Genomic DNA, 25,618 nt, shown 5'->3' with positions numbered 1-25,618 from the left:
AGCGACCCCTTACAGCTTCATCAGGCTGGCGTCGTCGACCGAGGCCGAGTGGCGGGTACGGAACAGCGACACGATGATCGCCAGGCCGACCACGACCTCCGCGGCGGCGACGACCATCGTGAAGAACGCGATGATCTGGCCGTCGAGGTTGCCGTGCATCCGGGAGAAGGCGACGAAGGCGAGGTTGCAGGCGTTGAGCATCAGCTCGATGCACATGAACAGCACGATCGCGTTCTTGCGGATCAGCACGCCGGTCGCGCCGATGGTGAACAGCAGGGCCGCCAGGTACAGGTAGTTGACCGGATTCACTTGGATGCCTCCTCGCGGCCGAGGCGCTCCGCCGACGCCTGTTCCAATGCCTTCAGGTCGTTCAGCGCCTCGCTCGACACGTCGCGGATCTGGCCGCGGCCGCGCAGCGTCTTGTTGACCGTCAGCTCGGACGGGGTGCCGTCCGGCAGGAGACCGGCGACGTCCACCGCGTTGTGCCGGGCGTAGACGCCGGGCGCGGGCAGCGGCGGGAGCTGCACGCCCTCGCGGACGCGCTTCTCGGCGAGCTCGCGCTGGGTGGCCGCCCGTTCGGTGCGCTCGCGGTGGGTGAGCACCATCGCGCCGACGGCCGCGGTGATCAGCAGCGCGCCGGTGATCTCGAAGGCGAAGACGTACTTGGTGAAGATCAGCTGTGCCAGGCCCTCGACGTGTCCGGCGGAGTTGATCCGGCCGAGCCCGTTGAAGTGGGTGAGGTTGGCGTGGCCGATGCCGGCGATCAGCAGGATGCCGAAGCCGAGCCCGCACAGGGCGGCCAGCCAGCGCTGCCCCTTGATGGTCTCCTTCAGGGAGTCGGCGGCGGTGACGCCGACGAGCATGACCACGAAGAGGAAGAGCATCATGATCGCGCCGGTGTAGACGATGACCTGGACCACGCCCAGGAAGTACGCCCCGTTGGCGAGGTAGAAGACCGCCAGGATGATCATCGTCCCGGCCAGGCTGAGGGCGCTGTGCACGGCCTTCTTCATCAGGATCGTGGCCAGGGCGCCGATGACGGCGACCGTGCCGAGGATCCAGAACTGCACGGCCTCGCCGGTGGAGGTGAGGCTCGCCGCGATGGTGCTCACGTCTGCACCTCCTCGGCCTGCGGGGCGTCCACCGACTCGTCCTCGGGCTTCTCGCCCTTGGTGACCGCGACCTGCCGGACCGTGCCCGGGGCGGCCCCCGTCACCCGCCCGCGGTAGTAGTCGGTGTCCTCCGTGCCGGGGTACATCGCGTGCGGCGCCTCGACCATGCCCTCGGTGAGGCCGGCGAGCAGCTGCTCCTTGGTGTAGATGAGCGACTCACGGCTGGCATCGGCCAGTTCGAACTCGTTCGTCATGGTGAGCGCCCTCGTCGGGCACGCCTCGACGCACAGCCCGCACAGGATGCAGCGGGCGTAGTTGATCTGGTAGACGGCGCCGTACCGCTCGCCCGGGGAGTAGCGCTCCTCCTCGGTGTTGTCCGCGCCCTCCACGTAGATGGCGTCGGCGGGACAGGCCCAGGCGCACAGCTCGCACCCGATGCACTTCTCCAGACCGTCGGGGTGCCGGTTGAGCTGATGCCGTCCGTGGAAGCGCGGGGCGGTCGTCTTCTGCTGCTCCGGGTACTGCTCGGTGAGGCGCTTCTTGAACATGGCCTTGAAGGTCACGCCGAAGCCCGCCACCGGGTTCTGCCACTTGTCGTCGTCGGACATCTCTCAAGCCTCCTCTCGGTCACTGTCAGTATTTGTCCCGCCACTGACAATCAGCTCCCGCTCGCTGCGAGGCCGCCTGCGCGGTACGGGTGCCAGGTGCTGGCCGGGCTTGGGCGGTACGGGGAACCCGCCCGCCAGCGGGTCGAAGGGCACGGCGTCGTCGACGGCCTCGGCGGCCTGCGCCTTCTCGCGCTTGTCGCGGAAGATGTCCGCGACGAAGGAGAGCAGCAGGATCGCGACGACTCCGCCGCCGACGTAGAGGACGATCTCGCTGAAGTCGTACGCCTCGTTGCGCAGCGCCCGGACGGTGGCGACCAGCATCAGCCAGACCACGGAGACCGGGATGAGCACCTTCCAGCCGAGCTTCATCAGCTGGTCGTAGCGCACGCGCGGCAGCGTGCCGCGCAGCCAGATGAAGAAGAACAGCAGCAGCTGCACCTTGAGGACGAACCAGAGCATCGGCCACCAGCCGTGGTTCGCACCCTCCCAGAAGGTGCTGATCGGGTACGGGGCCCGCCAGCCGCCCAGGAAGAGGGTGACCGAGACCGCCGAGACGGTGACCATGTTGACGTACTCGGCCAGCATGAAAAGCGCGAACTTGATGGACGAGTACTCGGTGTTGAAGCCGCCGACCAGGTCGCCCTCGGACTCCGGCATGTCGAAGGGGGCGCGGTTGGTCTCGCCGACCATCGTGATGACGTAGATGATGAAGGACACCGGCAGCAGGACGATGAACCAGCGGTCCTCCTGCGCCTCGACGATCGCCGAGGTCGACATCGACCCGGAGTAGAGGAAGACCGAGGCGAAGGCCGCGCCCATCGCGATCTCGTAGGAGATCATCTGCGCGCAGGAGCGCAGTCCGCCGAGGAGCGGGTACGTGGAGCCGGAGGACCAGCCCGCCAGCACGATGCCGTAGATGCCGACCGAGGCCACCGCGAGGATGTAGAGCATCGCGATGGGCAGGTCGGTCAGCTGCATCGTGGTGCGCTGGCCGAAGATGGAGACCTCGTCGCCGGGCGGCCCGAAGGGGATCACCGCGATGGCCATGAAGGCCGGGATCGCCGCGATGATCGGGGCCAGGACGTAGACCACCTTGTCGGCGCGCTTGACGATCAGGTCTTCCTTGAGCATCAGCTTCACGCCGTCGGCGAGCGACTGGAGCATGCCCCAGGGCCCGTGCCGGTTGGGGCCGATGCGCAGCTGCATCCAGGCGACGACCTTGCGCTCCCACACGATGGAGAAGAGCACGGTCACCATCAGGAAGGCGAAGCAGAACACCGCCTTGACGACGACCAGCCACCAGACGTCGCGGCCGAACAGGGACAGGTCCTCGGCGGCCAGTTGTACGAAGTCACCGTGTACCGCGTTCACGCGTCCACCTCCGCAGTGGTGTCGCCGGCGCCGGCCGGGGTCGCCGGGCCGATGCGTACGAGGCTGCCCGGGCGGGCGCCGGCGTCGGCGAGGACGCCGGAGCCGGTGGAGTTCAGCGGGAGCCAGACCACGCGGTCGGGCATCTCGGTGATCCGGAGCGGGAGTTCCACGGAGCCGGCCGGTCCGGTGACCGCGAGGACGTCGCCGTTCTTGACGCCCGTCTCGGCGGCCGTGGCGGCCGACAGCCGGGCGCTCGCCTCGTGGCGGGTGCCGGCCAGGGCCTCGTCGCCCTCCTGGAGCCGGCCCAGGTCGAGGAGGAGCCGGTGGCCCGCGAGGACCGCCTCGCCGATGCCCGGGCGGGGCAGCGCCTCGGTGTCGGCGGGCTGTTCGGCGGCGCGCTCCCCGGCCCACGGGCCGAGCGCGTCGAGCTCCCGGCGTACGGCGTGTACGTCGGGCAGCGCGATCGGGCGGTCGGCGGCGTCGGCCAGCATGTGGAGCACGCGGGCGTCGGCCGGGGCGAGCCGGCGGGTCATCTGGTCGGGCTTGAGCGCCGCCTCGAACGGGCGGACCCTGCCCTCCCAGTTGATGAACGCGCCCGCCTTCTCGGCCACCGCGGCGACCGGCAGGACCACGTCCGCGTGGGCGGTGACCTCGCTGGGCCGCAGTTCCAGGGAGACCACGAAGGCCTCCTGGAGGGCGATCCGCGCGCGGACCGGATCCGGCAGGTCGCTCACCTCGACGCCCGCGACCAGCAGGGCCGAGAGCTCGCGGGAGGCCGCGGCCTCGACGATCTGGCCGGTGTCGCGGCCGTAGCGGTGCGGGAGTTCGTCCAGGCCCCAGGCGGTGGCGACCTCGTCGCGGGCCCGCGGGTCGGTGGCCGGACGGCCGCCCGGGAGCAGGGACGGCAGCGCGCCCGCCTCGACGGCGGCCCGCTCACCGGCCCGGCGCGGGATCCACACCAGCTTCGCCCCGGTCGCCGCGGCCGCCCGTACGGCGGCGGTCAGCGCGCCGGGCACCCCGGCGAGCCGCTCACCGACCACGATGACGGCGCCGGGCTCGCGCAGCGCGGCGGCGGCCGCGGCCCCGTCGGCCTCCAGGCCGGTCCCGGAGGACTGCACGCCTTGAGACAACGCAGTGAGCCACTCGGGCTCGGTGCCGGGGGCGGCGGCCAGCAGGGTGCCGCCCGTCTTCTCCAGGCCGCGGGTGGCGAAGGGGGCGAGGGCGAAGGTCCGCTGCTTGTGCTTGCCGTGGGCCTTGCGCAGCCGCAGGAAGACGCCGGGGGCCTCCTCCTCCGCCTCGATGCCGACGAGGAGGACGGCCGGGGCCGCCTCCAGCGAGGCGTTGGTGACACCGCGACTGTCGAGGTCCTTGCCGGTGCCGGCGACGGTGGCGGCCAGGAACTCGGCCTCCTCCGCGCTGTGCACACGGGCCCGGAAGTCGATGTCGTTGGTGTCGAGCACCACCCGGGCGAACTTGGCGTACGCGTAGGCGTCCTCGACGGTGAGCCGGCCGCCGGTGAGCACCCCGGCCCGGCCGCGCGCGGCGGCGAGCCCGCCCGCCGCGGCCTCCAGGGCCTCGGGCCAGCTCGCCGGCTCCAGGACCCCGGCGGCGCTGCGCACCAGCGGGGTGGTGAGCCGGTCCGGGCGCTGCGCGTAGCGGAACCCGAAGCGGCCCTTGTCGCAGATCCACTCCTCGTTGACCTCGGGGTCCTCCGCGGCGAGGCGGCGCAGCACCTTGCCGCGGCGGTGGTCGGTACGGGTCGCGCAGCCGCCCGCGCAGTGCTCGCACACGCTCGGGGAGGAGACGAGGTCGAAGGGGCGGGAGCGGAACCGGTACGCGGCCGAGGTGAGGGCGCCGACCGGGCAGATCTGGATGGTGTTGCCGGAGAAGTACGACTCGAAGGGGTCGCCCTCGCCGGTGCCGACCTGCTGCAGTGCGCCGCGCTCCAGCAGCTCGATCATCGGGTCGCCGGCGATCTCGTTGGAGAAGCGGGTGCAGCGGGCGCACAACACGCACCGCTCGCGGTCCAGCAGCACCTGCGTGGAGATCGGGACGGGCTTCTCGTAGGTGCGCTTCCTGCCCTCGAACCGCGATTCGGCGTTGCCGTGCGACATCGCCTGGTTCTGCAGCGGGCACTCGCCGCCCTTGTCGCAGACCGGGCAGTCCAGCGGGTGGTTGATGAGCAGCAGCTCCATCACCCCGCGCTGGGCCTTGTCGGCGACCTCGGAGGTCAGCTGGGTCTTGACGACCATGCCGTCGGTGCAGGTGATGGTGCAGGAGGCCATCGGCTTGCGCTGGCCCTCGACCTCGACGATGCACTGGCGGCAGGCGCCGGCCGGGGAGAGGAGGGGGTGGTCGCAGAACCGGGGGATCTCGATGCCGAGCTGTTCGGCGGCCCGGATGACGAGGGTGCCCTTGGGCACGGACAGTTCGGCCCCGTCGATGGTCAGCGACACCAGATTCTCCGGCGGAACGGCCGCGTCTCCTCCGGAGGCGGCCGTAGTGGTGACGGTCATGCGTTCACCTCCGTGTCGGCCCAGAGGGTCGACTTCCTGGGGTCGAAGGGGCAGCCCTTGCCCGTGATGTGCTGCTCGTACTCCTCGCGGAAGTACTTGAGCGAGGAGAAGATCGGGCTGGCCGCGCCGTCACCGAGCGCGCAGAAGGACTTGCCGTTGATGTTGTCGGCGATGTCGTTCAGCTTGTCGAGGTCGGACATGACGCCCTTACCGGCCTCGATGTCGCGCAGCAGCTGGACCAGCCAGTACGTGCCTTCGCGGCACGGAGTGCACTTGCCGCAGGACTCGTGGGCGTAGAACTCCGTCCACCGGGTGACGGCCCGCACCACGCAGGTCGTCTCGTCGAAGCACTGGAGCGCCTTGGTGCCGAGCATCGAGCCGGCCGCGCCGACGCCCTCGTAGTCGAGCGGGACGTCGAGGTGCTCGTCGGTGAACATCGGGGTGGAGGAGCCGCCCGGGGTCCAGAACTTCAGCCGGTGCCCGGGCCGCATGCCGCCGCTCATGTCGAGCAGCTGGCGCAGGGTGATGCCGAGCGGGGCCTCGTACTGGCCGGGGCCGGCGACGTGCCCGGAGAGCGAATACAGCGTGAAACCGGGGGACTTCTCGGTCCCCATCGACTTGAACCAGTCCTTGCCCTTGTTCAGGATCGCGGGAACCGAGGCGATGGACTCGACGTTGTTCACGACAGTGGGGCACGCGTAGAGCCCCTCGACGGCAGGGAAGGGGGGACGCAGCCGGGGCTGACCGCGCCGGCCTTCGAGGGAGTCGAGCAGCGCCGTCTCCTCGCCGCAGATGTACGCGCCCGCTCCCGCGTGCACCGTGATGTCGAGGTCGAGCCCGCTCCCCAGGATGTCCTTCCCGAGGTAACCGGCCTCGTACGCCTCGCGCACCGCCTCGTGCAGGCGCCGCAGGACCGGCACCACCTCGCCGCGCAGGTAGATGAAGGCGTGCTGCGAGCGGATCGCGTAGCACGCGATGATCATTCCCTCGATGAGGGAGTGCGGGTTGGCGAAGAGGAGGGGGATGTCCTTGCAGGTTCCCGGCTCCGACTCGTCCGCGTTCACGACGAGGTAGTGCGGCTTTCCGTCGCCCTGCGGGATGAACTGCCACTTCATTCCGGTGGGGAAGCCCGCGCCGCCGCGTCCGCGCAGACCCGAGTCCTTCACGTAGGCGATGAGGTCGTCCGGGGTCATCGCGAGCGCCTTGCGCAGGCCCTCGTAGCCCTCGTGGCGCCGGTAGGTCTCCAGCGTCCACGACTGCGGCTCGTCCCAGAAGGCCGACAGCACGGGTGCGAGGAGCTTCTCCGGGCTCGTGCCTCCGCCGGCCTCCGGCCGGGAGGTGCTGCCCCCATTGCTCAGTTCGGAGGACACGGTCATCCCTCCCCTCCCTCGGTGGTGGTGCCGCCACGGGTCTCGCCGCGCGCCTCGGTGCGCGGGTGCACGATCGAGGCGTGCGGGGACTCGCCGCGGGCGATGCGCAGCCCGATCAGGGAGGCGGGACCGGCGCCGCCGGTCGCCTCGACCGCGCCCTCGCGCTCATCGGGGAACCCGGCCAGGATCCGGGCGGTCTCCTTGTACGTGCACAGCGGCGCGCCCCGGGTCGGCGAGACCTCGCGGCCGGCCAGCAGGTCGTCCACCAGGGCCTTGGCGGATTCGGGGGTCTGGTTGTCGAAGAACTCCCAGTTGACCATCACCACGGGGGCGAAGTCGCAGGCCGCGTTGCACTCGATGTGTTCGAGGGTGACCTTGCCGTCGGGGGTGGTCTCGTTGTTGCCGACCCCGAGGTGCTCCTTGAGCTCCTCGAAGATGGCGTCGCCGCCCATCACCGCGCACAGCGTGTTCGTGCAGACGCCGACCTGGTAGTCGCCGGAGGGCCGCCGCCGGTACATCGTGTAGAAGGTCGCGACGGCCGTGACCTCGGCGGTGGTCAGGCCCAGCACCTCGGCGCAGAAGCGGACCCCGGTGCGCGAGACGTGGCCCTCCTGCGCCTGGCACAGGTGCAGGAGCGGCAGCAGCGCGGAGCGGCTGTCCGGGTAGCGGGCGATGATCTCCTTCGCGTCCGCTTCGAGGCGCTCGCGTACCTCCGCCGGAAAGTCGGGGGCCGGCAGCTGGGGCATGCCCAGCGAGACCCCTTGGTTCTGAGGACTGGCGGTCATCGGTCGACGCCTCCCATCACGGGGTCGATGGAGGCGACGGCGACGATGACGTCGGCGACCTGGCCGCCCTCGCACATCGCGGCCATGGCCTGCAGGTTGGTGAAGGACGGGTCGCGGAAGTGGACCCGGTAGGGGCGGGTGCCGCCGTCGGAGACGACGTGCACGCCGAGCTCGCCCTTGGGCGATTCGACGGCCGCGTACACCTGCCCGGCCGGTACCCGGAAGCCCTCGGTCACCAGCTTGAAGTGGTGGATGAGGGCCTCCATGGAGGTGCCCATGATGTTCCTGATGTGGTCGAGGGAGTTGCCGAGGCCGTCCGGGCCCATCGCCAGCTGTGCCGGCCAGGCGATCTTCTTGTCGGCGACCATCACCGGGCCCGGCTCCAGGCGCTCCAGGCACTGCTCGACGATCCGCAGCGACTGGCGCATCTCCTCCAGGCGGATCAGGAACCGCCCGTAGGAGTCGCAGCTCTCGGTGGTCGGCACGTCGAACTCGTAGTTCTCGTATCCGCAGTACGGCTCCGACTTGCGCAGGTCGTGCGGCAGGCCGGCGGAGCGCAGGATCGGGCCGGTGGCGCCGAGCGCCATGCAGCCGGTGAGGTCGAGGTAGCCGACGTCCTGCATGCGGGCCTTGAAGATGGGGTTGCCGGTGGCGAGCTTGTCGTATTCCGGCAGGTTCTTCTTCATCGTCTTGACGAACTCGCGCAGCTGGTCGACGGCGCCCGGGGGCAGGTCCTGCGCGAGGCCGCCGGGGCGGACGAACGCGTGGTTCATGCGCAGGCCGGTGATCAGCTCGAAGATGTCGAGGATCAGCTCGCGGTCGCGGAAGCCGTAGATCATGATCGTGGTCGCGCCCAGCTCCATGCCGCCGGTGGCGATGCACACCAGGTGGGAGGAGAGCCGGTTGAGCTCCATCAGCAGGACGCGGATGACGGTGGCGCGGTCCGGGATCTGGTCGGTGATGCCGAGGAGCTTCTCGACGCCGAGGCAGTACGCCGTCTCGTTGAAGAACGGCGTGAGGTAGTCCATGCGCGTCACGAAGGTGGTGCCCTGCGTCCAGTTCCGGTATTCGAGGTTCTTCTCGATGCCGGTGTGGAGGTAGCCGATGCCGCAGCGGGCCTCGGTGACCGTCTCGCCGTCGATCTCCAGGATCAGGCGGAGCACCCCGTGGGTGGACGGGTGCTGGGGGCCCATGTTGACGACGATCCGCTCGTCGTCGGCCCGGGCCGCGGACTGGACGATCTCGTCCCAGTCGCCGCCGGTGACGGTGTAGACGGTGCCTTCGGTCGTCTCCCGCGCGGAAGCATGGTCGGCGGAGGCGTGATTCGAAGTGGACATCAGCTGTACGACCTCCGCTGGTCGGGAGCCGGGATCTGGGCGCCCTTGTACTCGATGGGGATGCCGCCGAGCGGGTAGTCCTTGCGCTGCGGGAAGCCCTGCCAGTCGTCCGGCATCATGATCCGGGTGAGGGCCGGGTGCCCGTCGAAGACCAGGCCGAAGAAGTCGTACGTCTCGCGCTCGTGCCAGTCGTTGGTCGGGTAGACGGAGACGAGCGACGGGACGTGCGGGTCGCTGTCCGGGACGGACACCTCCAGCCGCACGATCCGGCCGTGGGTGAGCGAGCGCAGGTGGTAGACGGCGTGCAGCTCGCGGCCCACGTCGTGAATCGGCGCAGTGTCGGGGAAGTGGACCCCGGAGACGCCGGTGCAGAGCTCGAAGCGCAGGGCGGGGTCGTCGCGCAGGGTGCGCGCGACCCGGACGAGGTGCTCGCGGGCGATGTGGAGAGTGAGCTCTCCCCGATCTACGACCACCTTCTCGATCGCGTTCTCGGGGAGCAGGTCCTGCTCCTCCAAGGCGCCCTCCAGCTCGTCCACGACCTCGTCGAAGTACGAGCCGTAGGGCCGGGCGGACGGGCCCGGGAGGGCAATCGTCCGCACCAGGCCGCCGTAGCCGCTGGTGTCGCCGCCGTTCCTGGCGCCGAACATGCCCTTGCGGACGCCGATGACCTCGGGGCCCTGGTCGCGCGGCGCAGGGACGTTGCTGCCGTTGCCGCCGTTGCCGCCCGTGGTGCCGTTCTCCGGCTCTTGGGTCTCGCTCACCGGAGCAGCCCCTTCATCTCGATGGTGGGGAGGGCCTTGAGGGCCGCCTCCTCCGCCTCACGTGCCGCCTGTTCCCGGTTCACGCCGAGCTTTCCGCCCTGGATCTTCTGGTGGAGCTTGAGGATCGCGTCCAACAGCATCTCGGGGCGCGGCGGGCAGCCGGGCAGGTAGATGTCCACCGGGACGATGTGGTCGACGCCCTGGACGATCGCGTAGTTGTTGAACATGCCGCCCGAAGAGGCGCAGACCCCCATGGAGATCACCCACTTGGGAGCGGGCATCTGGTCGTACACCTGCCGCAGCACCGGCGCCATCTTCTGGCTGACCCGGCCGGCCACGATCATCAGGTCGGCCTGGCGCGGGGAGCCGCGGAAGACCTCCATGCCGAAGCGGGCCAGGTCGTACCGGCCCGCTCCGGTGGTCATCATCTCGATGGCGCAGCAGGCCAGGCCGAAGGTCGCCGGGAAGACGGACGACTTGCGCACCCAGCCCGCGGCCTGTTCGACGGTGGTCAGCAGGAAGCCGCTCGGCAGCTTCTCTTCCAGTCCCATGGAAAATTCAGCCCCTCAGTCCCATTCCAGGCCGCCGCGGCGCCACACGTAGGCGTAGGCGACGAAGACGGTGAGCACGAAGAGCAGCATCTCGACGAGCCCGAAGATCCCCAGGGAGTCGAAGGTGACGGCCCAGGGGTAGAGGAAGACAACCTCAATGTCGAAGACGATGAAGAGCATCGCCGTCAGGTAGTACTTGATGGGGAAGCGGCCGCCGCCGGCCGGCATCGGCGTCGGCTCGATGCCGCACTCGTAGGCTTCGAGCTTCGCCCGGTTGTACCGTTTTGGGCCGATCAGCGTGGCCATGACCACGGAGAAGATCGCAAACCCTGCGCCGAGGGCGCCGAGCACGAGGATGGGTGCGTACGCATTCACGCTCCTCGCTCCTTCCAGTCGTCCTTGACCGTTGGACCGCCGCCGGCACCGCGTGCACCGCCTCGCGAAGATCGCGCCGTGATCGAGCGCTCGCATGTGAGGCAGTTCACAAGCCGGACTGGTGCGCATCTTATGCCCGCCCGTCTGTGATCTGCGACACGGGTTACAACACCGAGTTTGTGATCTCCACCACCTGACGAACGATCATGAAGCCCAACGAGTGGTGATCTTCATACGTGAAGCATCCACATGATCACCAAAGGTGACATCCAACCCCGTTACCGCAGGTAGAAGGCGCACGGCACTATCAAATGGTGGCCTGTGCAGGCAAATTGGCACCACAGGCACCGGGGTGGTAAGGAGATCGGCGTCGCCCGGTCGGGGGAGCCGGTGTGTACGGAGGTGGACGCGGGGCGGACGAGGGGTCGGGGAGCGCGCCGAGCGCGTGCATCCGTTCACGAACCTTTCGGCCCCTTCACAGGAAGGTCACGGACGGGCCACAGCGTCCGCATCGCGTGACGCTCCTGTGACCTGCGCCACTCTGAATCCGCGCTTCCGAAAGAGGGCTTGGCCATCTGTACGGAGGGATGGTAGGTCGTGGATCAATTCGGACTTAATTCAGAAACCCCATGATCACAGCCTCGCGAAGGCCTGTCCGTTTCGTCCGTTACGGCGTCAATAAGAAGCCGGGCGCGCCCGGTTAGCGCCGTTCGCGGGCAACTGTGGCGCAACCCACGTTTCTTGAAGGGACCCCGGACGCCCTGATAGCGGTTGTCCTCATGTCCCACACCGCTCACATACCCAGCCACCGGAAGCCCCGTCGTAGCGCCTCGAAGCTCGCGGTCCGCGCCGGAGTTGCCGGTGGCGTCCTCAGCACCCTGGCCATGGCCGGCACCGCGAGCGCGTCCCCGTCCGAGCCCGTGGCCGAGACGACGCTCGAAATGCCGGTCCTCAACCTGGATCTGGCCGCCGAGGTCTCCTCCGCCGTCACCAAGGCAGCCGAGAACACCCGCCTGGCCGCCGTCGAGGGCGAACTGACCGCCCAGGAGGAGAGCGCCCGCACCGGCGCCGCCGCCGAGGCGAAGCAGGCCAAGGAAGAGGCCCAGAAGAAGGTCGACGAGGAGAAGAAGGAGAAGGAGGAGGCGGACCGCAAGGCCGCGGCCGAGCGCGCCACCCGCTCCACCGCCCGCACTTCCCTCAACAGCACCTCGGCCTCCGGCTCCGGCTCCGGCTCCGCCGGCTCCCAGGGCACCGGTACCGTCACCGCACCGGCCACCGGCTCCGCCGCCGCGATCGTCAACTTCGCCCGCGCGCAGGTCGGCAAGGCGTACGTCATGGGCGGCACCGGCCCGTCCTCGTTCGACTGCTCCGGTCTCGTGCAGGCCGCCTACCGCCAGGCCGGCATCTCCCTGCCGCGCATGTCCCAGGCGCAGTCCTCGGCCGGCACCTCGGTGTCCCTGAACGCCCTTCAGCCGGGCGACATCCTGTACTGGGGCTCCAAGGGCAGCGCGTACCACGTCGCCATCTACGTCGGCGGCGGCAAGTTCGTCGGCGCGCAGAACCCCAGCACGGGCATCGTCGAGCGCAACCTGAGCTACGACAAGCCGACGGGCGCCGTCCGCGTCCTCTGATCCTCCGGATCGTCACGAAGCACGAAAGGGCCGGTACTCCCCCGCTCGGGGGTGGAGTACCGGCCCTTCGGCGCGCCTCAGACGAGGCTCGCCGCCAGCTTGAAGCGGGCGTCACGCTGCTTCTTGTAGAGCGCCAGCGTCTCGGCGTGCTCCTCGACGAGCCGCCCCTGGTAGGCCTTCTCGACCGCGGCCCAGATCCCGACGAGGTTCACCTCGCGCTTGCACGCGACATCGGCCTTGGCCGCCGTGACGGCCTTCGCCCCGCCCTTGTCGTTCTCCAGGCCCGCTTTCTCGATGACCTCGTACGGCGTGGCAATCCCGCCGTATCCCGACTTGTCCATGCATGCCGGCCAGTTCTTCAGCATCTCGACGACCCGGGAGTCCTGCCGGGACCGCTCGTGCGCCTCCGAGGCCGGCCCGAACGTGAAGAGCAGGTCCACGCTGTCCTTGGTCGGCGCGTACAGCTTCCGGTACCCCTCCCGCGCGCACCCGCCCGCCGGCACCTTCTGCCCGCCCGCGGTGAGGCCGCTGTCCAGCTGCGCGGCCTCCTCCTCGGTGTTCGCGTCGGGAGCCGCGCCGCTCTGGGCGCCCGGCTGTTCGCCGTTCATCACGACGTAGGCGCTGTCACTCAGCTGCGGGACCGGGGACTTGGCCGGCATTCCCTCCCCCGCGTACTTGTCGTACCCGTGGGCCGCCGCGTACGCCGGATCGGCCAGGCCGAAGGGGTACCGGTGCCGGTCCTCGGCCGTCCCGCCGCCGGACCCCCGCACGCTGCGCTCCGGTGTGACGTCCGACCTGAGCGCGCTCTTCCTGCTGCTCGCCGGGATCTGCCCGGTCATCGGGGCCGTAGGGATCGCCAACACCACGCTCGTCGCGGTGCTGGAGAGGACCGGGGAGATCGGGCTGCGCCGTGCGCTCGGCGCCCGCGGCCGGCACGTCTCGGCGCAGTTCCTCACCGAGTCCGCGGCCCTCGGGCGCTCGGCGGGCTGGTCGGCACCTCGCTGGGCGAGCTGACCGTGGTCGCCGTCTGCCTCGCCCGGGACTGGACCCCGGTGATCCACCCGGTCACCGTCGCCGCGGCCCCGCTGGTCGGCCTGGTCACCGGGCTGCTGGCGGGGCTCTATCCCGCCTGGCGGGCGGCCCGTGTGGAACCGGCCGAGGCCCTGCGAAGATAGCGGGCGGCACCCTGAACGTCAGAGCCGACCCGTCACCGGAGGTGGTGGTCCCGTGAATCCGAAGCCGTACGAGCCCCGCGGCGCCGGCGACCCCACCGCCGTCCCGGGCGCGCTCGGGCTCGGCCTGCTCGCCGTGGGGGGCTGGCTGCTGACGACCGCCCGCCCCTGGCAGAAGCCGGGGCACCCGCTCACGCTGGGGCTCGGCTGGACCGCCTCGGGCGTGCTGCTGCTGTGCGGGCTGGTGCTGCTGGCGAGGTGCGTCCGTACGGTGCACGGCCGCCCGGACCCGGAAACCAACACCGAGGACGCGAACGCGGCCGCAGCCACGACCGCGGACGGGGAGGACTGAACGAGCGGCGCCCGCACGGGCGCCGCCGCCCGGTTCAGGCCTTCGGGGCCACCTTCGACAGGCCGTTGATGATGCGGTCCATCGCGTCGCCGCCCGTCGGGTCGGTCAGGTTGGCCAGCATCTTCAGCGTGAACCGCATCAGGACCGGGTGCGTCAGGCCGCGCTGCGCGGCGACCTTCATGACCTTCGGGTTGCCGATGAGCTTCACGAAGGCGCGGCCCAGCGTGTAGTAGCCGCCGTAGGTCTCCTTGAGCACCTTCGGGTAGTTGTGCAGCGCCAGCTCGCGCTGGGCCGGGGTGGCCCGGGCGTGCGCCTGCACGATGACGTCGGCCGCGATCTGGCCCGACTCCATGGCGTACGCGATGCCCTCGCCGTTGAACGGGTTGACGAGCCCGCCCGCGTCACCGACCAGCAGCAGGCCCTTGGTGTAGTGCGGCTGCCGGTTGAAGGCCATCGGCAGGGCCGCGCCGCGGATCGGCTGCGTCATGTTCTCGGGGGTGTAGCCCCAGTCCTCGGGCATCGAGGCGCACCAGGCCTTGAGGACCTCGCGCCAGTCCAGCTCCTTGAAGGCGGAGGAGGAGTTGAGGATGCCGAGGCCGACGTTGGAGGTGCCGTCGCCCATGCCGAAGATCCAGCCGTAGCCGGGCAGCAGCCGGTCCTGCGCGCCGCGCCGGTCCCACAGCTCCAGCCACGACTCCAGGTAGTCGTCGTCGTGCCGCGGCGAGGTGAAGTAGGTGCGGACGGCGACGCCCATCGGGCGGTCCTCGCGCCGGTGCAGGCCCATCGCCAGGGAGATCCGGGAGGAGTTTCCGTCGGCCGCGACGACGAGCGGGGCGTGGAAGGTGACCGGGGTCTTCTCCTCGCCCAGCTTCGCCTGCACGCCGGTGATGTGGCCAGTGCGCGAGTCGCGTACGGGCTCGCCGACGTTGCAGCGCTCGTACAGCCGGGCGCCGGCCTTCTGCGCCTGGCGGGCGAGGGTCTCGTCGAAGTCGTCGCGCTTGCGGACGAGTCCGTAGTCCGGGTAGGAGGCGAGTTCCGGCCAGTCCAGCTGCAGCCGCTGGCCGCCGCCGATGATGCGCAGACCCTTGTTCCGCAGCCAGCCGGCCTCTTCGGAGATGTCGATGCCCATCGCCACCAGCTGTTTGGTGGCGCGCGGGGTGAGGCCGTCACCGCAGACCTTCTCGCGCGGGAACGCCGTCTTCTCCAGCAGCAGGACGTCCAATCCGGCCTTGGCGAGGTAGTAGGCGGTGGTCGAGCCGGCGGGCCCGGCCCCGACGACGATCACGTCCGCGGAGTGTTCGGAGAGGAGCTCGGTCACTGCGGGGTCTCCCGAAGGCTCGATAAAGGGTGCCCAACGGCACCGGACATGTGCAGTCTATGCAGCGAGAGAGATCACGATCCGAAGGGTGCCTCCGATGACCACCTCGCCGACCCGGCCGCTTCCCGCCGTACAGCTCCGCGTGCCCACGGACGAGGACGCGCACGCCTGGCACGCGGTCTTCGCCGACCCCGACGTCATGGAGTTCCTGGGCGGTCCCGCGGAACTGTCCGCGTACGAGGAGATCACCGCGCGCCAGCGCATGCACGACGCCCAGCTCGGCTACTGCCTGTGGACCCTGCTGGACGGGGAGGGCGCGGTGATCGGCTTCACGGGCGCCCAGCCGTGGCCCCGGGAGAAGGAGTGGGGGCCGGTCGGGGAGATCGAGATCGGCTGGCGGCTGGGCCGCTCCGCGTGGGGCCGGGGCTACGCGTACGCCGCTGCGCTGGCCACGCTGGACCGGGTCCGGGCGGCCGGCCTGACCCGGGTCGTGGCGATGATCGACGCCCGCAACGACCGCTCGGTGGCGGTCGCGGAACGGCTGGGCATGGTGCTGGCGCGGGAGTTCACCACCCCGTCGGGCAACCCCGCCCGCCGCTACGAACTCACCCTTTAGAACAGAAGAGAGCGGTCCGTGTCCTCCAACGACTCCGTCGACGACTCCAGTTCTCCGTCTGCCGCTGTCACGCGGATGTCCTCCGCGCTGACCGTGTGGTGGGCGACGTCTCCGATCGCCTTCCTCGTCAGCGCCCGCTTCGGCATCTGGTCACATGACCACAGGTTCTTCTGGGGCCCCTCCACGGTGCTGGTGTGGGTGGCCCTCACAGGCGTGGCCGTCGCTCCCGTCGCCGGGCTGGTGCTGGCATACGCGGGAGGGCACCGGCGAGTGCGCCGGCGCTTCGCCGTCATGAGCGCCGTGTCCCTCGCCGTGTGCCTCCTCGTATTCCTCTTCTTCCAGTTCGCCACGGAATGCCGTCCGGGCGAACCGTCCTGCTCTCCGTAGCACACGGTATACGGACCCATCGATTCAAGAATTCCCCCCGCAATCGAACAACCCTCGCCATACCTGCACTTCGCCTCGGATCGCAACAGAATATTTCACGCCAATCTCCCCGGAAGCAGATGTCCGGACCGGTTCGCACAGGATCCTTCCGATAGGTTGATCAACAAGCGCGGCAATTTCGGCCACCATCCGAAATCGTCAGACCGGTGCCGGGGGGACACATCGGTCTGCTCTAGAGCGCTCCCGTCACGCGCACCCGCGCCCATCAGCCCACACGCCACTGCGGCGGGCCGGTGCCCCACCTGGTTGCGACCGCACCGACAGGAGTTCCCGCATGGCCGACGAAATGGTGCTCAGGGCCCAGAGCTGGCTCAATACCGCCTACCGCGGAAAGCTGGGCACCGAGCCGCTCGTCGAAAACGGCGTCACCAGCTGGAAGGTGATGTTCGCACTCACCCGTGCCCTTCAGTACGAGCTCGGCATAACGACCCTGTCCGACACTTTCGGGCCCACGACGCTGAATGCCCTCCAGTCGAAATACCCGGCTCTCAACAGCAGCACGGTGCCCAACAAGAACGTCGCCTCGATCATCCAGGCCGCCCTTTACTGCAAGGGCTACGACGGGGGCTCGTTCGACGGCACCTACAACTCCCGCGTATCGGCGTCCGTCGCCAAGCTGAAGCAGGACATGGGGGTGGACTCCACGTACCCCGGCGACACCCTCGTTCCCAAGGTCTTCAAGGGCCTGCTCAACATGGACGCCTACGTCACCGTCAACGGCGGCTCGGAGAACATCCGGGCCGTCCAGCGCTGGCTGAACGGCTCCTACGTCAACCGCCGGGACTTCTACATCATCCCGGCAGACGGCCACCACTCCCGCGACGTCGCGAAGTCCATGCTGTTCGCCGTGCAGTACGAGTTGGGCATGGCCGACGGCACCGCGAACGGCGTCTTCGGACCCGGCACCCAGAACGGGCTGAAGAACCACACCGTCTCCACGGGTTCCTCGGGCACCTGGGTCCGGCTCTTCTCCGCCGGCATGGTCCTCAACCAACGCCCGGCCTCCTTCACCGACAGCTTCACCGACTCCCTCTCCTACGCGGTCAGCGCCTTCCAGTCGTTCGTGAACCTTCCCGTCACCGGCACCGGGAACTTCTCCACCTGGGCCTCCCTGCTGGTCTCGTACGGGGACCAGTCCCGCAACGGCGAGGCGTGCGACGGCATCACGCTGATCACGCCCGCGCGGGCCGCCACCCTCAAGGCCCAGGGCATCAAATACGTGGGCCGGTACCTCACCAACCCGGTCCCCCCGAAGGACGACAAGGACCCGCTGCGCCACAAGGCGATCCAGCCGGGCGAGCTCCAGACCATCGCCGCGAGCGGGCTCCGCTGCTTCCCGATCTACCAGACCTTCGGCCGCGACTCCTCGGACTTCAGCTACCCCCTGGGCCGTGCCGCAGGCCAGTCCGCGATCAACGCGGCGCTGGACCACGGCTTCAAGACCGGGACACGGATCTTCTTCGCCGTGGACTTCGACGCGCTCGACCAAGACGTGTCGAGCAGCGTCCTGCCGCACTTCAAGGGCATCCAGGACGCCATCGCGGACGACGGCAACCGCTTCGGCATCGGTGTCTACGGACCCCGGAACGTCTGTACCCGTGTCGGCGAGGCCGGTCACGCCACCGCCTCGTTCGTCTCCGACATGTCGTCCGGCTTCTCCGGCAACTTCGGCTACCCGATGCCCCCGAACTGGGCCTACGACCAGATCGTCACCCGCACCGTCGGCTCGGGTGACGGCGCGATCAACATCGACGTCAACATCGCGTCGGGGCGCGACATCGGGCAGGCATCGTTCAATGCGCCCCGCACCCCGCTCCCGGACACCAACCTCGCCTCCAGTGTCATCGGGGCGATGCGGACGGACGTCGGCAAGTACATGGAGTCCATCGGCTTCCCGAACGACGGTGGCGTCAGGACGTACGGCAACGAGACGTGCTTCCAGAGGGTCGTCGTCGAGTGGGACACGGTGATCACTCAGCTCGCCTACAAGTACAAGATGCGCAAGGCCCTCATCCAGACGTCGTGCTACTGGGAGATGCGGCACATCGACGCCGTCGACCTCGCCGCGGACGTGCGCGTCCAGGCTCAGTTCCAGTCTGGCCTCGGGTTCGCGGACAGCTCGACCGGAATCGCCCAAATGTTCGGGAAGACCGCCGTCCTGGCGTGGAACTACGCCATCCAGAACGGCTACACCACGGGCACGATCCGCAACGTCAGCAGTGACAAAGACAAGTTCGAGGTGTGGGACGACCTCCGGAACGAGGACTACTTCGCCATCCAGAGCGTCCCCCTCGTCCACCTCTGGAACGCCGCCGGCGCGCCCGGCAACTCGCCTGCCGAAAAGCCGCTGCGGCCCATGAGCCTGGACTACACGGAGAGCGAGATCTACCAGATCCTGCGCCGGTACCAGGGCACCGAGGACTCGGTGGCCGTGGAGCACGCGAAGAAGCGCCTGGCGCTCTACCAAATCATGGAGAAGTACAACTCCATATCCCGGAACGTCTGACGCCGGCCACCGGTACGAGGAGACAAGAAGTGACTGAAAAGATCTCTCGCCGCACGGTCCTGCGGCGGGCCGCCTTCGTGGCGGTCGGCGTAGCGGTCGGCTCACAGCTGGCCACCCCCGCCCACGCCGCCGGCAGTTCCCCGGACCCGGCGCACGTCCGTGACGCCATCAAGAAGGCCCAGGAACGCGAGAAGCGCGTCCAGACCGGCATCCCCTCGAAGAACGAGTGGGAGATGGAGAAGGTCGCGGACGACCACGGCAGCATCTACACCCGGCCCGTCACCGGCCTCCCGGTCGGGGGGATCCAGGTCCGCATGGCCGACGTCGAGACCCTCCTGGTCCACGTGGTCCGCCGCTTCCACTACGAGGTCGACGCCCTCCGGGCCGATGACGTCGTCGGCTGGGTGAAGCCCGGCTCCGTGCGCAAGGGGCTCCCCGAGTCGAACCTGGCGTCCGGTACGGCCGTGCGGATCCGGCCCGGTTCCTACCCCGCCGGGGCGCGCGGCGGCTTCTACCCGATGCAGGAGCTGACCCTGCGGGACATCCTCGCCGACTGCGAGGGCGTGGTGCGCTGGGGCGGCGACGACCCGAAGCCGGAGGAGGCGCTCTTCTACATCGACGTGCCGCCCGGCGACGAACGGCTCGGCAGGGTCGCGGCGAAGGTCTGGGACTGGAACCACACCCCCGGGCAGGGATCCGGTGTCCTCGTGGACACCCTCCAGCCGCAGCGCCGGAGTTCTGCCGATCGTCTGGCGGCGCAGCAGTCCTGATCAGGTGGCAGCGGGTCCGGACCACGCACGGTCCGGACCCGTTGCACCGGCATGCGCCGGTCTAGAACACCGAAAGCCCCGTCAGCGTGGTGAACCGGTCGAGCGCGGCCACGCCCGCCACCGAGTTGCCCCGGGCGTCCAGGCCCGGGCTCCACACCGCCAGAACGCACTGGCCCGGGACGACCGCGACGATGCCGCCGCCGACGCCGCTCTTGCCCGGCAGGCCGACGCGGTAAGCGAATTCACCGGCCGCGTCGTAGGTCCCGCAGGTCAGCATCACCGCGTTGATCTGCTTGGCCTCGCTGCGCGTCAGCAGCCGCGAGCCGTCCGCCCGGAGCCCGTGCCGGGCCAGGAAGCGCCCGGCGCGGGCCAGGTCGGCGCAGGTCATCTCGATGGAGCACTGCCAGAAGTAGTGCTCCAGCAGTGCGGGCACCGGGTTGTCGATGTTCCCGTACGAGGCCATGAAGTGGGCGACGGCCGCGTTGCGGTCGCCGTGCTCCTGCTCGGAGGCCGCGACCTCGGCGTCGAAGCCTATGTCGGGGTTCTGGCTCTCCTGCCGCAGGAACTCCAGCAGTTCGCTGCTCGCGTCGCCCGTGAGGGTCTGGAGCCGGTCGGTGACCACGAGCGCGCCCGCGTTGATGAACGGGTTGCGCGGAATGCCGTTCTCGTACTCCAGCTGTACGAGCGAGTTGAACGGGTTGCCGGAGGGCTCCCGGCCGACCCGCTCCCACAGGCTGTCGCCGCCCTCGGCCAGGGCCAGGGCGAGCGCGAAGACCTTGGTGATGGACTGCGCGGAGAAGGGGACCTGCCAGTCGCCCACCCCGAAGACGTTGCCGTCGAGGTCGGCGACGGCCATCCCGAAGTGCCGCGGGTCCACCTCGGCGAGAGCCGGGATGTACTCGGCGGGCGTGCCGCTGCCCAGCAGCGGGGCGATGTCGGCCGCGATCCGCTCCAGCAGGGGCCCGTAGTCGGTGGGGGCGGCGTCGGGCACGGCCGTCAGCCCTTGATGCCCCGGTGCAGCGCGACGATGCCGCCGCTGAGGTTGCGCCAGGCGACCCGGGACCAGCCGGCCTTCTGCAGCAGCGCGGCGAGCGCGGGCTGGTCCGGCCACTCGCGGATGGACTCGGCGAGGTACACGTACGCGTCGGGGTTGGACGACACGGCGCGGGCCACCGGCGGCAGCGCGCGCATCAGGTACTCCGTGTAGACGGTCCGCAGCGGCGCCCACGTGGGCTGCGAGAACTCGCAGATCACGACCTGGCCGCCCGGCTTGGTGACCCGGTACAGCTCGCGCAGGGCGGCGTCGGTGTCCTGGACGTTGCGCAGGCCGAAGGAGATCGTCACGGTGTCGAAGACGTCGTCCTTGAACGGCAGCTTCGTCGCGTCGCCGGCGGTCAGCGGCAGCCAGGAGTGCTTCTTCTTGCCCTCCTGGAGCATGCCCAGCGAGAAGTCGCAGGGGACCACGTAGGCGCCGGTCGCGGCGAAGGGGAGCGAGGAGGTCGCCGTGCCCGCGGCAAGGTCGAGGACCTTCTGCCCGGGACGCGCGCCGACCGCCTTCGCGACCTCCTTGCGCCACACCCTGTCCTGGCCGAGGGAGAGGACGTCGTTGGTCAGGTCGTAGTTCGCCGCGACCCTGTCGAACATGGAGGCGACTTCGTGCGGCTGCTTGTCCAGGGAGGCCCTTGTCACTGGCGTTCGCCCCTCGGTGTGCGATGCGGATCGGCGGGTACGGCCCCATCCTCTCAGGCCGCGCCGCCCCCGCCGGTGCCGCCTCCCCCGGCACTCGCCCCGCTCAGCGGCGCAGTGCCTCGGCCGGCTCGATCCGGGAAGCCCGCCACGCCGGGTAGAGGCCGGCCAGCACTCCGGTGAGCAGTCCGATGGCGGGCGCGGCCAGGACCGTGAGCGGGTGGATGACCGGCGTCCACTCCCTGATCACCGCGACGAGGACGACGGTCACGCTGCCCAGGGAGGTGCCCACGAGCCCGCCCAGCGCGCCGAGGGCCCCGGACTCGGCCAGGAACTGCAGGCTGATGTGGCGCCCCCGGGCGCCCAGGGCGCGGCGCAGCCCGATCTCGCCGGTGCGTTCCAGTACGGCGACCAGGGTCGTGTTGGCGATACCGACCGCCCCGATGATCAGGCAGATTCCGGCGAGGACGAGGAAGAGCTGGCCGAGGTCCGAGGAGACGTTCGTCCGCAGGCTCTTCGGATCCGCCGGGGCGACCGCCTTCAGGTACTCCGGATGGTCGGGACGCAGCGCGGTCGGGGCCAGTTCCGCGACCTGCTGGGCCGCCCCCAGCTCGGTGGCGATGAGCATCCTGGCGTCGCTGCCCTGGGGAGGTCCGAAGACCTCCTCGGCCGTGGTGCGGGGCACGACGACGGACAGCAGCAGGTCCGCCTTGCGCTCCACGTCTCCGATGATCCCCACGACGGTGAACGGTTCCTCGCCGATGAAGACCGCCGGGTGCGTGGCGACGGTGGTGATCCCCAGCCGTGCCGCGGTGGCCGCGCCGAGGACCGCGACCCGCTGCCGGGTCTCGGAGTGGTAGTCGTCGAACAGCCTGCCCTGGTCGAGTGCGGGGACGGCGGCCCGCAGTGCGCCGGGGGACGCGGCGACGACGTCGAGCCGCTCGCCTCCCTCGGCTCCGACGGGAGAGGAGCTGACGGTGGTGCCCGAGGGGAGCCGCACGCCGTAGTACACACCGGCGTTCCTGACGCCGCCCAGCCGTCCGACCCGTTCGTCCGCGTCGGCGGGGAAGCCCGGGCCGGCGAACTCGTTCCGGCTCCGGGCCACGTCCTCGACGGTCACCTCGGTGGCACTGAGCACACTGAAGCGGGCGTCGATCTGGGACGAGGTCGTCGCCGTCAGACCGAGGATGGCGACGAACGAACCGACGCCCAGGACGGTGCCCAGGGCCGTCAGCATCGAACGGGCGGGGCGCTGCAGGATCCCGGCCAGGGATTCGGCGAGCGCGTCGCGCACGGCCAGCCGCGAGGGCCGTACGAGGCTCCGCGGCGGCCCTTCCGGCCGGCGGCCCCGGATGCGGATGCGGGTCCGGATGCGACCGGTCATGCGGTCACCTCGGCGTGCTCCGCGGCGCGCTCGGACAGGACGCCGTCCCGGATGGTGACCGTCCGCCCGCCTCGGCGGGCCACCTCGGGATCGTGCGTGATCACGAGGATGGTCATCCCGTCCCGGTGCAGTTCGTCCAGGAGACCGAGGACGGTCTGCGCGTTGGCGGTGTCCAGGTTTCCGGTCGGTTCGTCGCACAGCAGCAGGGAGGGGTTGCCGACCAGGGCGCGGGCGATGGCCACGCGCTGCCGCTCACCGCCCGACAGCCGGGCGGGCAGCGCGTCGACACGGTGTCCCAGCCCGACCCGCTGGAGGACCTCCCGTGCCCGGGGCGCGCGTTCGCGCCGCGGGACCCCGTTGTAGAGCATGGCAAGGGCCACGTTCTCCTCGGCCGAGCGGTGGGCGAGGAGGTGGAAGGACTGGAAGACGAACCCGATGCGGCTGCCGCGCAGCGCGGTGCGCCCCGCGTCCCCGAGGGTGCCGGTGTCGATCCCGTCCAGGGTGTAGGTGCCCGAGGTGGGCGCGTCGAGGAGCCCGGCGATGTTCAGGAACGTGGACTTGCCGGAACCGGAGGGACCGACGACGGTGACGAACTCGCCTGCCGCCACCCGCAGATCGGCGGGCCGCAACGCCTCCACCGGCGGCGGCCCGGGATAGGTGAGGCCGACCTGCCGGAACTCGATGACGGGCGGCCCGTCCCCGGCGTCCGGGGCGTCCGGCGCGCCCGTCCCGTTCGGGGTCTGCGTCACGGCCGGCCCGCCGTTCCGCCGCGAGCCGCCGGAGTCTGCTTCACGCCGGTGACCACGCTGTCCCCTTCGTTCAGGGTGCCCGCAGTGCTGGGCACGACCTCGACGAAGCCGTCCCCGACGGTCCCCGCCTTGACCCCGACCCGGCGCTGGGCGCCGGAGGCGTCGACGACCGTCACGCTGGTGAGGCCGTCCGCACCCGCCGACACGGCGCTCACGGGCACGACGAGAGCGGCCCCGTCGGTCGCGGCCGCCTCGATGGTCAGGCGCACGTCCTGCCCCACGAGCGAGGGGTCGAGCGGCTGGTCGGGACGGATGACGAGGGCGTAGCCCGGCTGTCCCGCGGGCCCCTGGGCCTGGCCCTGACCCTGGCCCTGACCCGATCCCTGGCCGGGCCCGCCGGCCGGGGCGGCGGCCTTCGGGACGGACAGCTTGTCGTCCACCGACTGCACCTGGGCGGCCGCGGTGATGCGGCTCACCTCGGACTGGATCTCCACCTTCTGTCCGGCGCGCACCAGACCCTTCTGGTGCTCCTTGAGCTGTGCCCGGACCACGAGCTCCCCGGCGGACAGGGTCATCGCGGTACCGGAGACGTTGCTGCCGATGGCCACGTTGAGCGCGTCCACCCGTGCGGGGAGCCCGTCCAGGAAGACCACCTCTCCGGCGGGCAGCATCGGTCCGGCCTTGGCCTGGGCCTCCGACAGCCGGCGGCGGGCCTTGTCGAGGTCCTCCTGGGCCCGGGTCACCGCCAGTTGGGGGTCGGAACCGCTGGAGACCGGCTTGCCGGAGGGCGTACCCGACGCCCCGGCCGCTCCGGTCGATCCGGTCGATCCGGTCGATCCGCCTCCGGGCCCCCCGGCCTTGGCGGCCGCCCGTGCGTCCTGCAGGGCCCGTTCCGCTCCGCTCACCGAGTCCTGGGCCGCGGTCACGGCCTGACCGCCGTCCGTCGACGCCGGCACCGGGTCGTACCCGATGGAGGCGTAGAAAGCGGTCAGCGCCGTCTTCGTGCCGGCGCCGAACTGGCCGGCCTTGTCGCCGCCGCTGCCGTGTCCCATCGCCGCCAGCGCCCGCTGGAGCTGTGCGACGTCGTCACCGGTCGCTCCGGGCTTGAGGTCCCGGTACACGGGCGTCTTTCCGGGCAGGACGAACAGCGGGCGCCCTGAGATCTCCATGAGCACCCGGCCGGCGCCCGCCTCGCTCCCCTGCGTGAGCGGCAGCTTCGTCACCACCGCGGCCCCGGCCCCTTCGCCCCTGGCGGAGGGGGCGACCTGGACCGTCTGCGCGGCGCTCGCCGTACCCCGGACGATGAGCGTGTCGCGGAGCACCCTCTTCTCGACCCGGGACGTCAGCACGTCCACCGGCGGCGGCCCCGCCTCCGCGGCGGCCTGCGCGGGCGACTTGATCACGAACGAGGACCCCACACCGACCGCGGTGAGCAGGACGGCCCCACCCGCCACCGCGCCGATCCAGCGGCGACGGCGCGAAAGCCCGGCCGGCGCCGGGACCTTCTGAGAAACCACGAGTTCCGACTCCTTCATCCCGCTCCCCCGACGACCCGGGCCGCGCAGCCCCACCGCCATGACGACACGTCAACTCCCTCTGAGTGAGGGCCCCCACGCGCAATCGCTTGATCCAAACCAAGTTGCGGAGTGCGAACGCTTCGCATTAACTGGCGCGCGACCTGGACTTTTCGAACTCTAACCGAACAGCCCCGGTGGTCTGCGAATGACTTTCGAAACGTCACCTACCTCACAGGCCAACGGACTTGACAACGAAAGAAGGAATCACATGCGCACTCGCAACGTGCTGCGCGGCGTCGCCGCCACCGCCCTCACCCTCTCCGCCCTCGGCCTCGGCATGGGCACGGCCAACGCCGGCGACCGGGAGAAGGACGGCTACCTCACCAGCACCGAGTTCGGCCTGTTCTGCTACGAGAACCAGGAGAACTCCGTCTTCGACCTCTGGTACGCCGACGAGAACTTCACCGACGACTGGTTCAAGGGGTCGAGGAGCTGCGCGGGCCAGAACGTCAACGACAACACCCGCTCTTACAAGAACGGCGATCGCTGTGTCTGGTACGTGTTCACCAACATCGGCATGACCGGCGCCCAGGGCTCGGTCCCGTCCGGCTACCGCGGCAACGCCAGCGCCACGTACAAGGACCAGATCTCCTCCACGACCCCCGGCTGCTGACGAACGCGACG

Annotated in this window: 25 protein-coding genes and 1 pseudogene; 8 read left to right on the top strand and 18 right to left on the bottom strand. The window is 70.2% G+C overall.

What is annotated here, in order from left to right:
- Nucleotides 1-9 precede the first annotated feature (9 nt).
- Genes nuoK through OG332_RS25990 form a run of 11 tightly spaced genes read right to left on the bottom strand, consistent with a single transcriptional unit; the run spans nt 10 to nt 10,786 of the window.
- Entirely contained in the window at nt 10-309 is a 300-nt protein-coding gene (nuoK, locus tag OG332_RS26040; RefSeq protein WP_327415750.1) for an NADH-quinone oxidoreductase subunit NuoK, read from the bottom strand.
- Nucleotides 306-1,112, bottom strand: coding sequence for an NADH-quinone oxidoreductase subunit J (locus tag OG332_RS26035; protein ID WP_327415749.1), 807 nt, complete (start codon nt 1,110-1,112; stop codon nt 306-308). Before OG332_RS26035 ends, nuoK begins: the two co-directional genes overlap by 4 nt.
- On the bottom strand, nt 1,109-1,720 hold the full coding sequence (nuoI, locus tag OG332_RS26030) for an NADH-quinone oxidoreductase subunit NuoI (RefSeq protein WP_327415748.1): 612 nt from the start codon (nt 1,718-1,720) through the stop codon (nt 1,109-1,111). The genes OG332_RS26035 and nuoI overlap by 4 nt, the downstream gene beginning before the upstream one ends.
- A gap of 3 nt (nt 1,721-1,723) precedes the next feature.
- Nucleotides 1,724-3,091, bottom strand: a complete 1,368-nt coding sequence (gene nuoH, locus OG332_RS26025; protein ID WP_327415747.1) for an NADH-quinone oxidoreductase subunit NuoH — start codon at nt 3,089-3,091, stop codon at nt 1,724-1,726.
- A complete protein-coding gene (locus OG332_RS26020) occupies nt 3,088-5,607 on the bottom strand; it encodes an NADH-quinone oxidoreductase subunit G (protein ID WP_327415746.1) in 2,520 nt (839 codons plus the stop codon). The genes nuoH and OG332_RS26020 overlap by 4 nt, the downstream gene beginning before the upstream one ends.
- Nucleotides 5,604-6,983, bottom strand: coding sequence for an NADH-quinone oxidoreductase subunit NuoF (nuoF, locus tag OG332_RS26015; protein WP_319722239.1), 1,380 nt, complete (start codon nt 6,981-6,983; stop codon nt 5,604-5,606). The genes OG332_RS26020 and nuoF overlap by 4 nt, the downstream gene beginning before the upstream one ends.
- Complete coding sequence (gene nuoE / locus OG332_RS26010; protein WP_327415745.1) at nt 6,980-7,762, bottom strand: NADH-quinone oxidoreductase subunit NuoE; 783 nt, start codon at nt 7,760-7,762, stop codon at nt 6,980-6,982. Before nuoE ends, nuoF begins: the two co-directional genes overlap by 4 nt.
- On the bottom strand, nt 7,759-9,099 hold the full coding sequence (locus OG332_RS26005) for an NADH-quinone oxidoreductase subunit D (protein WP_327415744.1): 1,341 nt from the start codon (nt 9,097-9,099) through the stop codon (nt 7,759-7,761). Before OG332_RS26005 ends, nuoE begins: the two co-directional genes overlap by 4 nt.
- Nucleotides 9,099-9,860, bottom strand: a complete 762-nt coding sequence (locus tag OG332_RS26000; RefSeq protein WP_327415743.1) for an NADH-quinone oxidoreductase subunit C — start codon at nt 9,858-9,860, stop codon at nt 9,099-9,101. Before OG332_RS26000 ends, OG332_RS26005 begins: the two co-directional genes overlap by 1 nt.
- Nucleotides 9,857-10,411 carry a NuoB/complex I 20 kDa subunit family protein gene (locus OG332_RS25995; RefSeq protein WP_319722244.1) on the bottom strand — a complete coding sequence of 185 codons (555 nt, stop codon included), beginning with the start codon at nt 10,409-10,411 and terminating at the stop codon, nt 9,857-9,859. Before OG332_RS25995 ends, OG332_RS26000 begins: the two co-directional genes overlap by 4 nt.
- A 15-nt stretch (nt 10,412-10,426) precedes the next feature.
- Complete coding sequence (locus OG332_RS25990; RefSeq protein ID WP_030010013.1) at nt 10,427-10,786, bottom strand: NADH-quinone oxidoreductase subunit A; 360 nt, start codon at nt 10,784-10,786, stop codon at nt 10,427-10,429.
- Between the two features lie 779 nt (nt 10,787-11,565).
- Between OG332_RS25990 and OG332_RS25985 the strand changes: the two genes are divergently transcribed.
- The gene (locus OG332_RS25985; protein WP_327415742.1) at nt 11,566-12,417 is read left to right on the top strand and encodes a C40 family peptidase; all 852 of its coding nucleotides are present in this window, start codon (nt 11,566-11,568) and stop codon (nt 12,415-12,417) included.
- Between the two features lie 77 nt (nt 12,418-12,494).
- On the opposite strand, the gene OG332_RS25980 is transcribed toward OG332_RS25985, so the two are convergent.
- Nucleotides 12,495-13,187, bottom strand: coding sequence for a hypothetical protein (locus OG332_RS25980; RefSeq protein ID WP_327419584.1), 693 nt, complete (start codon nt 13,185-13,187; stop codon nt 12,495-12,497).
- Between OG332_RS25980 and OG332_RS25975 the strand changes: the two are divergent.
- Both OG332_RS25975 and OG332_RS25970 read left to right on the top strand, forming a co-directional pair.
- Nucleotides 13,162-13,592: pseudogene (locus OG332_RS25975) on the top strand (ABC transporter permease); the annotation flags it as partial. The gene OG332_RS25980 and the pseudogene OG332_RS25975 sit on opposite strands and share 26 nt — an antisense overlap.
- A gap of 52 nt (nt 13,593-13,644) precedes the next feature.
- Complete coding sequence (locus tag OG332_RS25970; protein ID WP_327415741.1) at nt 13,645-13,941, top strand: hypothetical protein; 297 nt, start codon at nt 13,645-13,647, stop codon at nt 13,939-13,941.
- Nucleotides 13,942-13,975: 34 nt separating this feature from the next.
- On the opposite strand, the gene OG332_RS25965 is transcribed toward OG332_RS25970, so the two are convergent.
- The gene (locus tag OG332_RS25965) at nt 13,976-15,259 is read right to left on the bottom strand and encodes a geranylgeranyl reductase family protein (RefSeq protein WP_327415740.1); all 1,284 of its coding nucleotides are present in this window, start codon (nt 15,257-15,259) and stop codon (nt 13,976-13,978) included.
- A 97-nt stretch (nt 15,260-15,356) separates the two neighbouring features.
- Between OG332_RS25965 and OG332_RS25960 the strand changes: the two genes are divergently transcribed.
- The 4 genes from OG332_RS25960 (at nt 15,357) to OG332_RS25945 (ending at nt 19,598) form a co-directional block, all read left to right on the top strand.
- Nucleotides 15,357-15,875, top strand: a complete 519-nt coding sequence (locus tag OG332_RS25960; protein WP_327415739.1) for a GNAT family N-acetyltransferase — start codon at nt 15,357-15,359, stop codon at nt 15,873-15,875.
- A gap of 18 nt (nt 15,876-15,893) precedes the next feature.
- Nucleotides 15,894-16,262: a hypothetical protein gene (locus OG332_RS25955; protein ID WP_327415738.1), complete on the top strand. Its 369-nt coding sequence runs from the start codon at nt 15,894-15,896 to the stop codon at nt 16,260-16,262.
- Nucleotides 16,263-16,596: 334 nt separating this feature from the next.
- A complete protein-coding gene (locus OG332_RS25950) occupies nt 16,597-18,828 on the top strand; it encodes a glycoside hydrolase domain-containing protein (protein ID WP_327415737.1) in 2,232 nt (743 codons plus the stop codon).
- A 29-nt stretch (nt 18,829-18,857) separates the two neighbouring features.
- A complete protein-coding gene (locus tag OG332_RS25945; RefSeq protein ID WP_327415736.1) occupies nt 18,858-19,598 on the top strand; it encodes a hypothetical protein in 741 nt (246 codons plus the stop codon).
- Nucleotides 19,599-19,659: 61 nt separating this feature from the next.
- Here OG332_RS25945 and OG332_RS25940 read toward each other — a convergent pair whose 3' ends face one another.
- The 5 genes from OG332_RS25940 to OG332_RS25920 form a co-directional block, all read right to left on the bottom strand.
- A complete protein-coding gene (locus OG332_RS25940) occupies nt 19,660-20,556 on the bottom strand; it encodes a glutaminase (protein ID WP_442816374.1) in 897 nt (298 codons plus the stop codon).
- Nucleotides 20,557-20,594: 38 nt separating this feature from the next.
- On the bottom strand, nt 20,595-21,287 hold the full coding sequence (locus OG332_RS25935; protein WP_327415734.1) for a demethylmenaquinone methyltransferase: 693 nt from the start codon (nt 21,285-21,287) through the stop codon (nt 20,595-20,597).
- A 103-nt stretch (nt 21,288-21,390) separates the two neighbouring features.
- Nucleotides 21,391-22,668, bottom strand: a complete 1,278-nt coding sequence (locus OG332_RS25930) for an ABC transporter permease (protein ID WP_327415733.1) — start codon at nt 22,666-22,668, stop codon at nt 21,391-21,393.
- Nucleotides 22,665-23,417 carry an ABC transporter ATP-binding protein gene (locus tag OG332_RS25925; RefSeq protein ID WP_327415732.1) on the bottom strand — a complete coding sequence of 251 codons (753 nt, stop codon included), beginning with the start codon at nt 23,415-23,417 and terminating at the stop codon, nt 22,665-22,667. The genes OG332_RS25930 and OG332_RS25925 overlap by 4 nt, the downstream gene beginning before the upstream one ends.
- Nucleotides 23,414-24,934, bottom strand: a complete 1,521-nt coding sequence (locus tag OG332_RS25920; RefSeq protein ID WP_327415731.1) for a peptidoglycan-binding domain-containing protein — start codon at nt 24,932-24,934, stop codon at nt 23,414-23,416. The genes OG332_RS25925 and OG332_RS25920 overlap by 4 nt, the downstream gene beginning before the upstream one ends.
- Nucleotides 24,935-25,202: 268 nt before the next feature.
- Here OG332_RS25920 and OG332_RS25915 point away from each other — a divergent pair, with 268 nt between their 5' ends.
- Nucleotides 25,203-25,607 (top strand): hypothetical protein, encoded by a 405-nt coding sequence (locus OG332_RS25915; RefSeq protein WP_327415730.1) that lies wholly within the window; start codon nt 25,203-25,205, stop codon nt 25,605-25,607.
- Nucleotides 25,608-25,618 lie beyond the last annotated feature (11 nt).

This window comes from Streptomyces sp. NBC_01233, assembly GCF_035989305.1.
Classification (GTDB): domain Bacteria; phylum Actinomycetota; class Actinomycetes; order Streptomycetales; family Streptomycetaceae; genus Streptomyces.
This window is presented reverse-complemented; position numbering and strand designations above follow the sequence as displayed.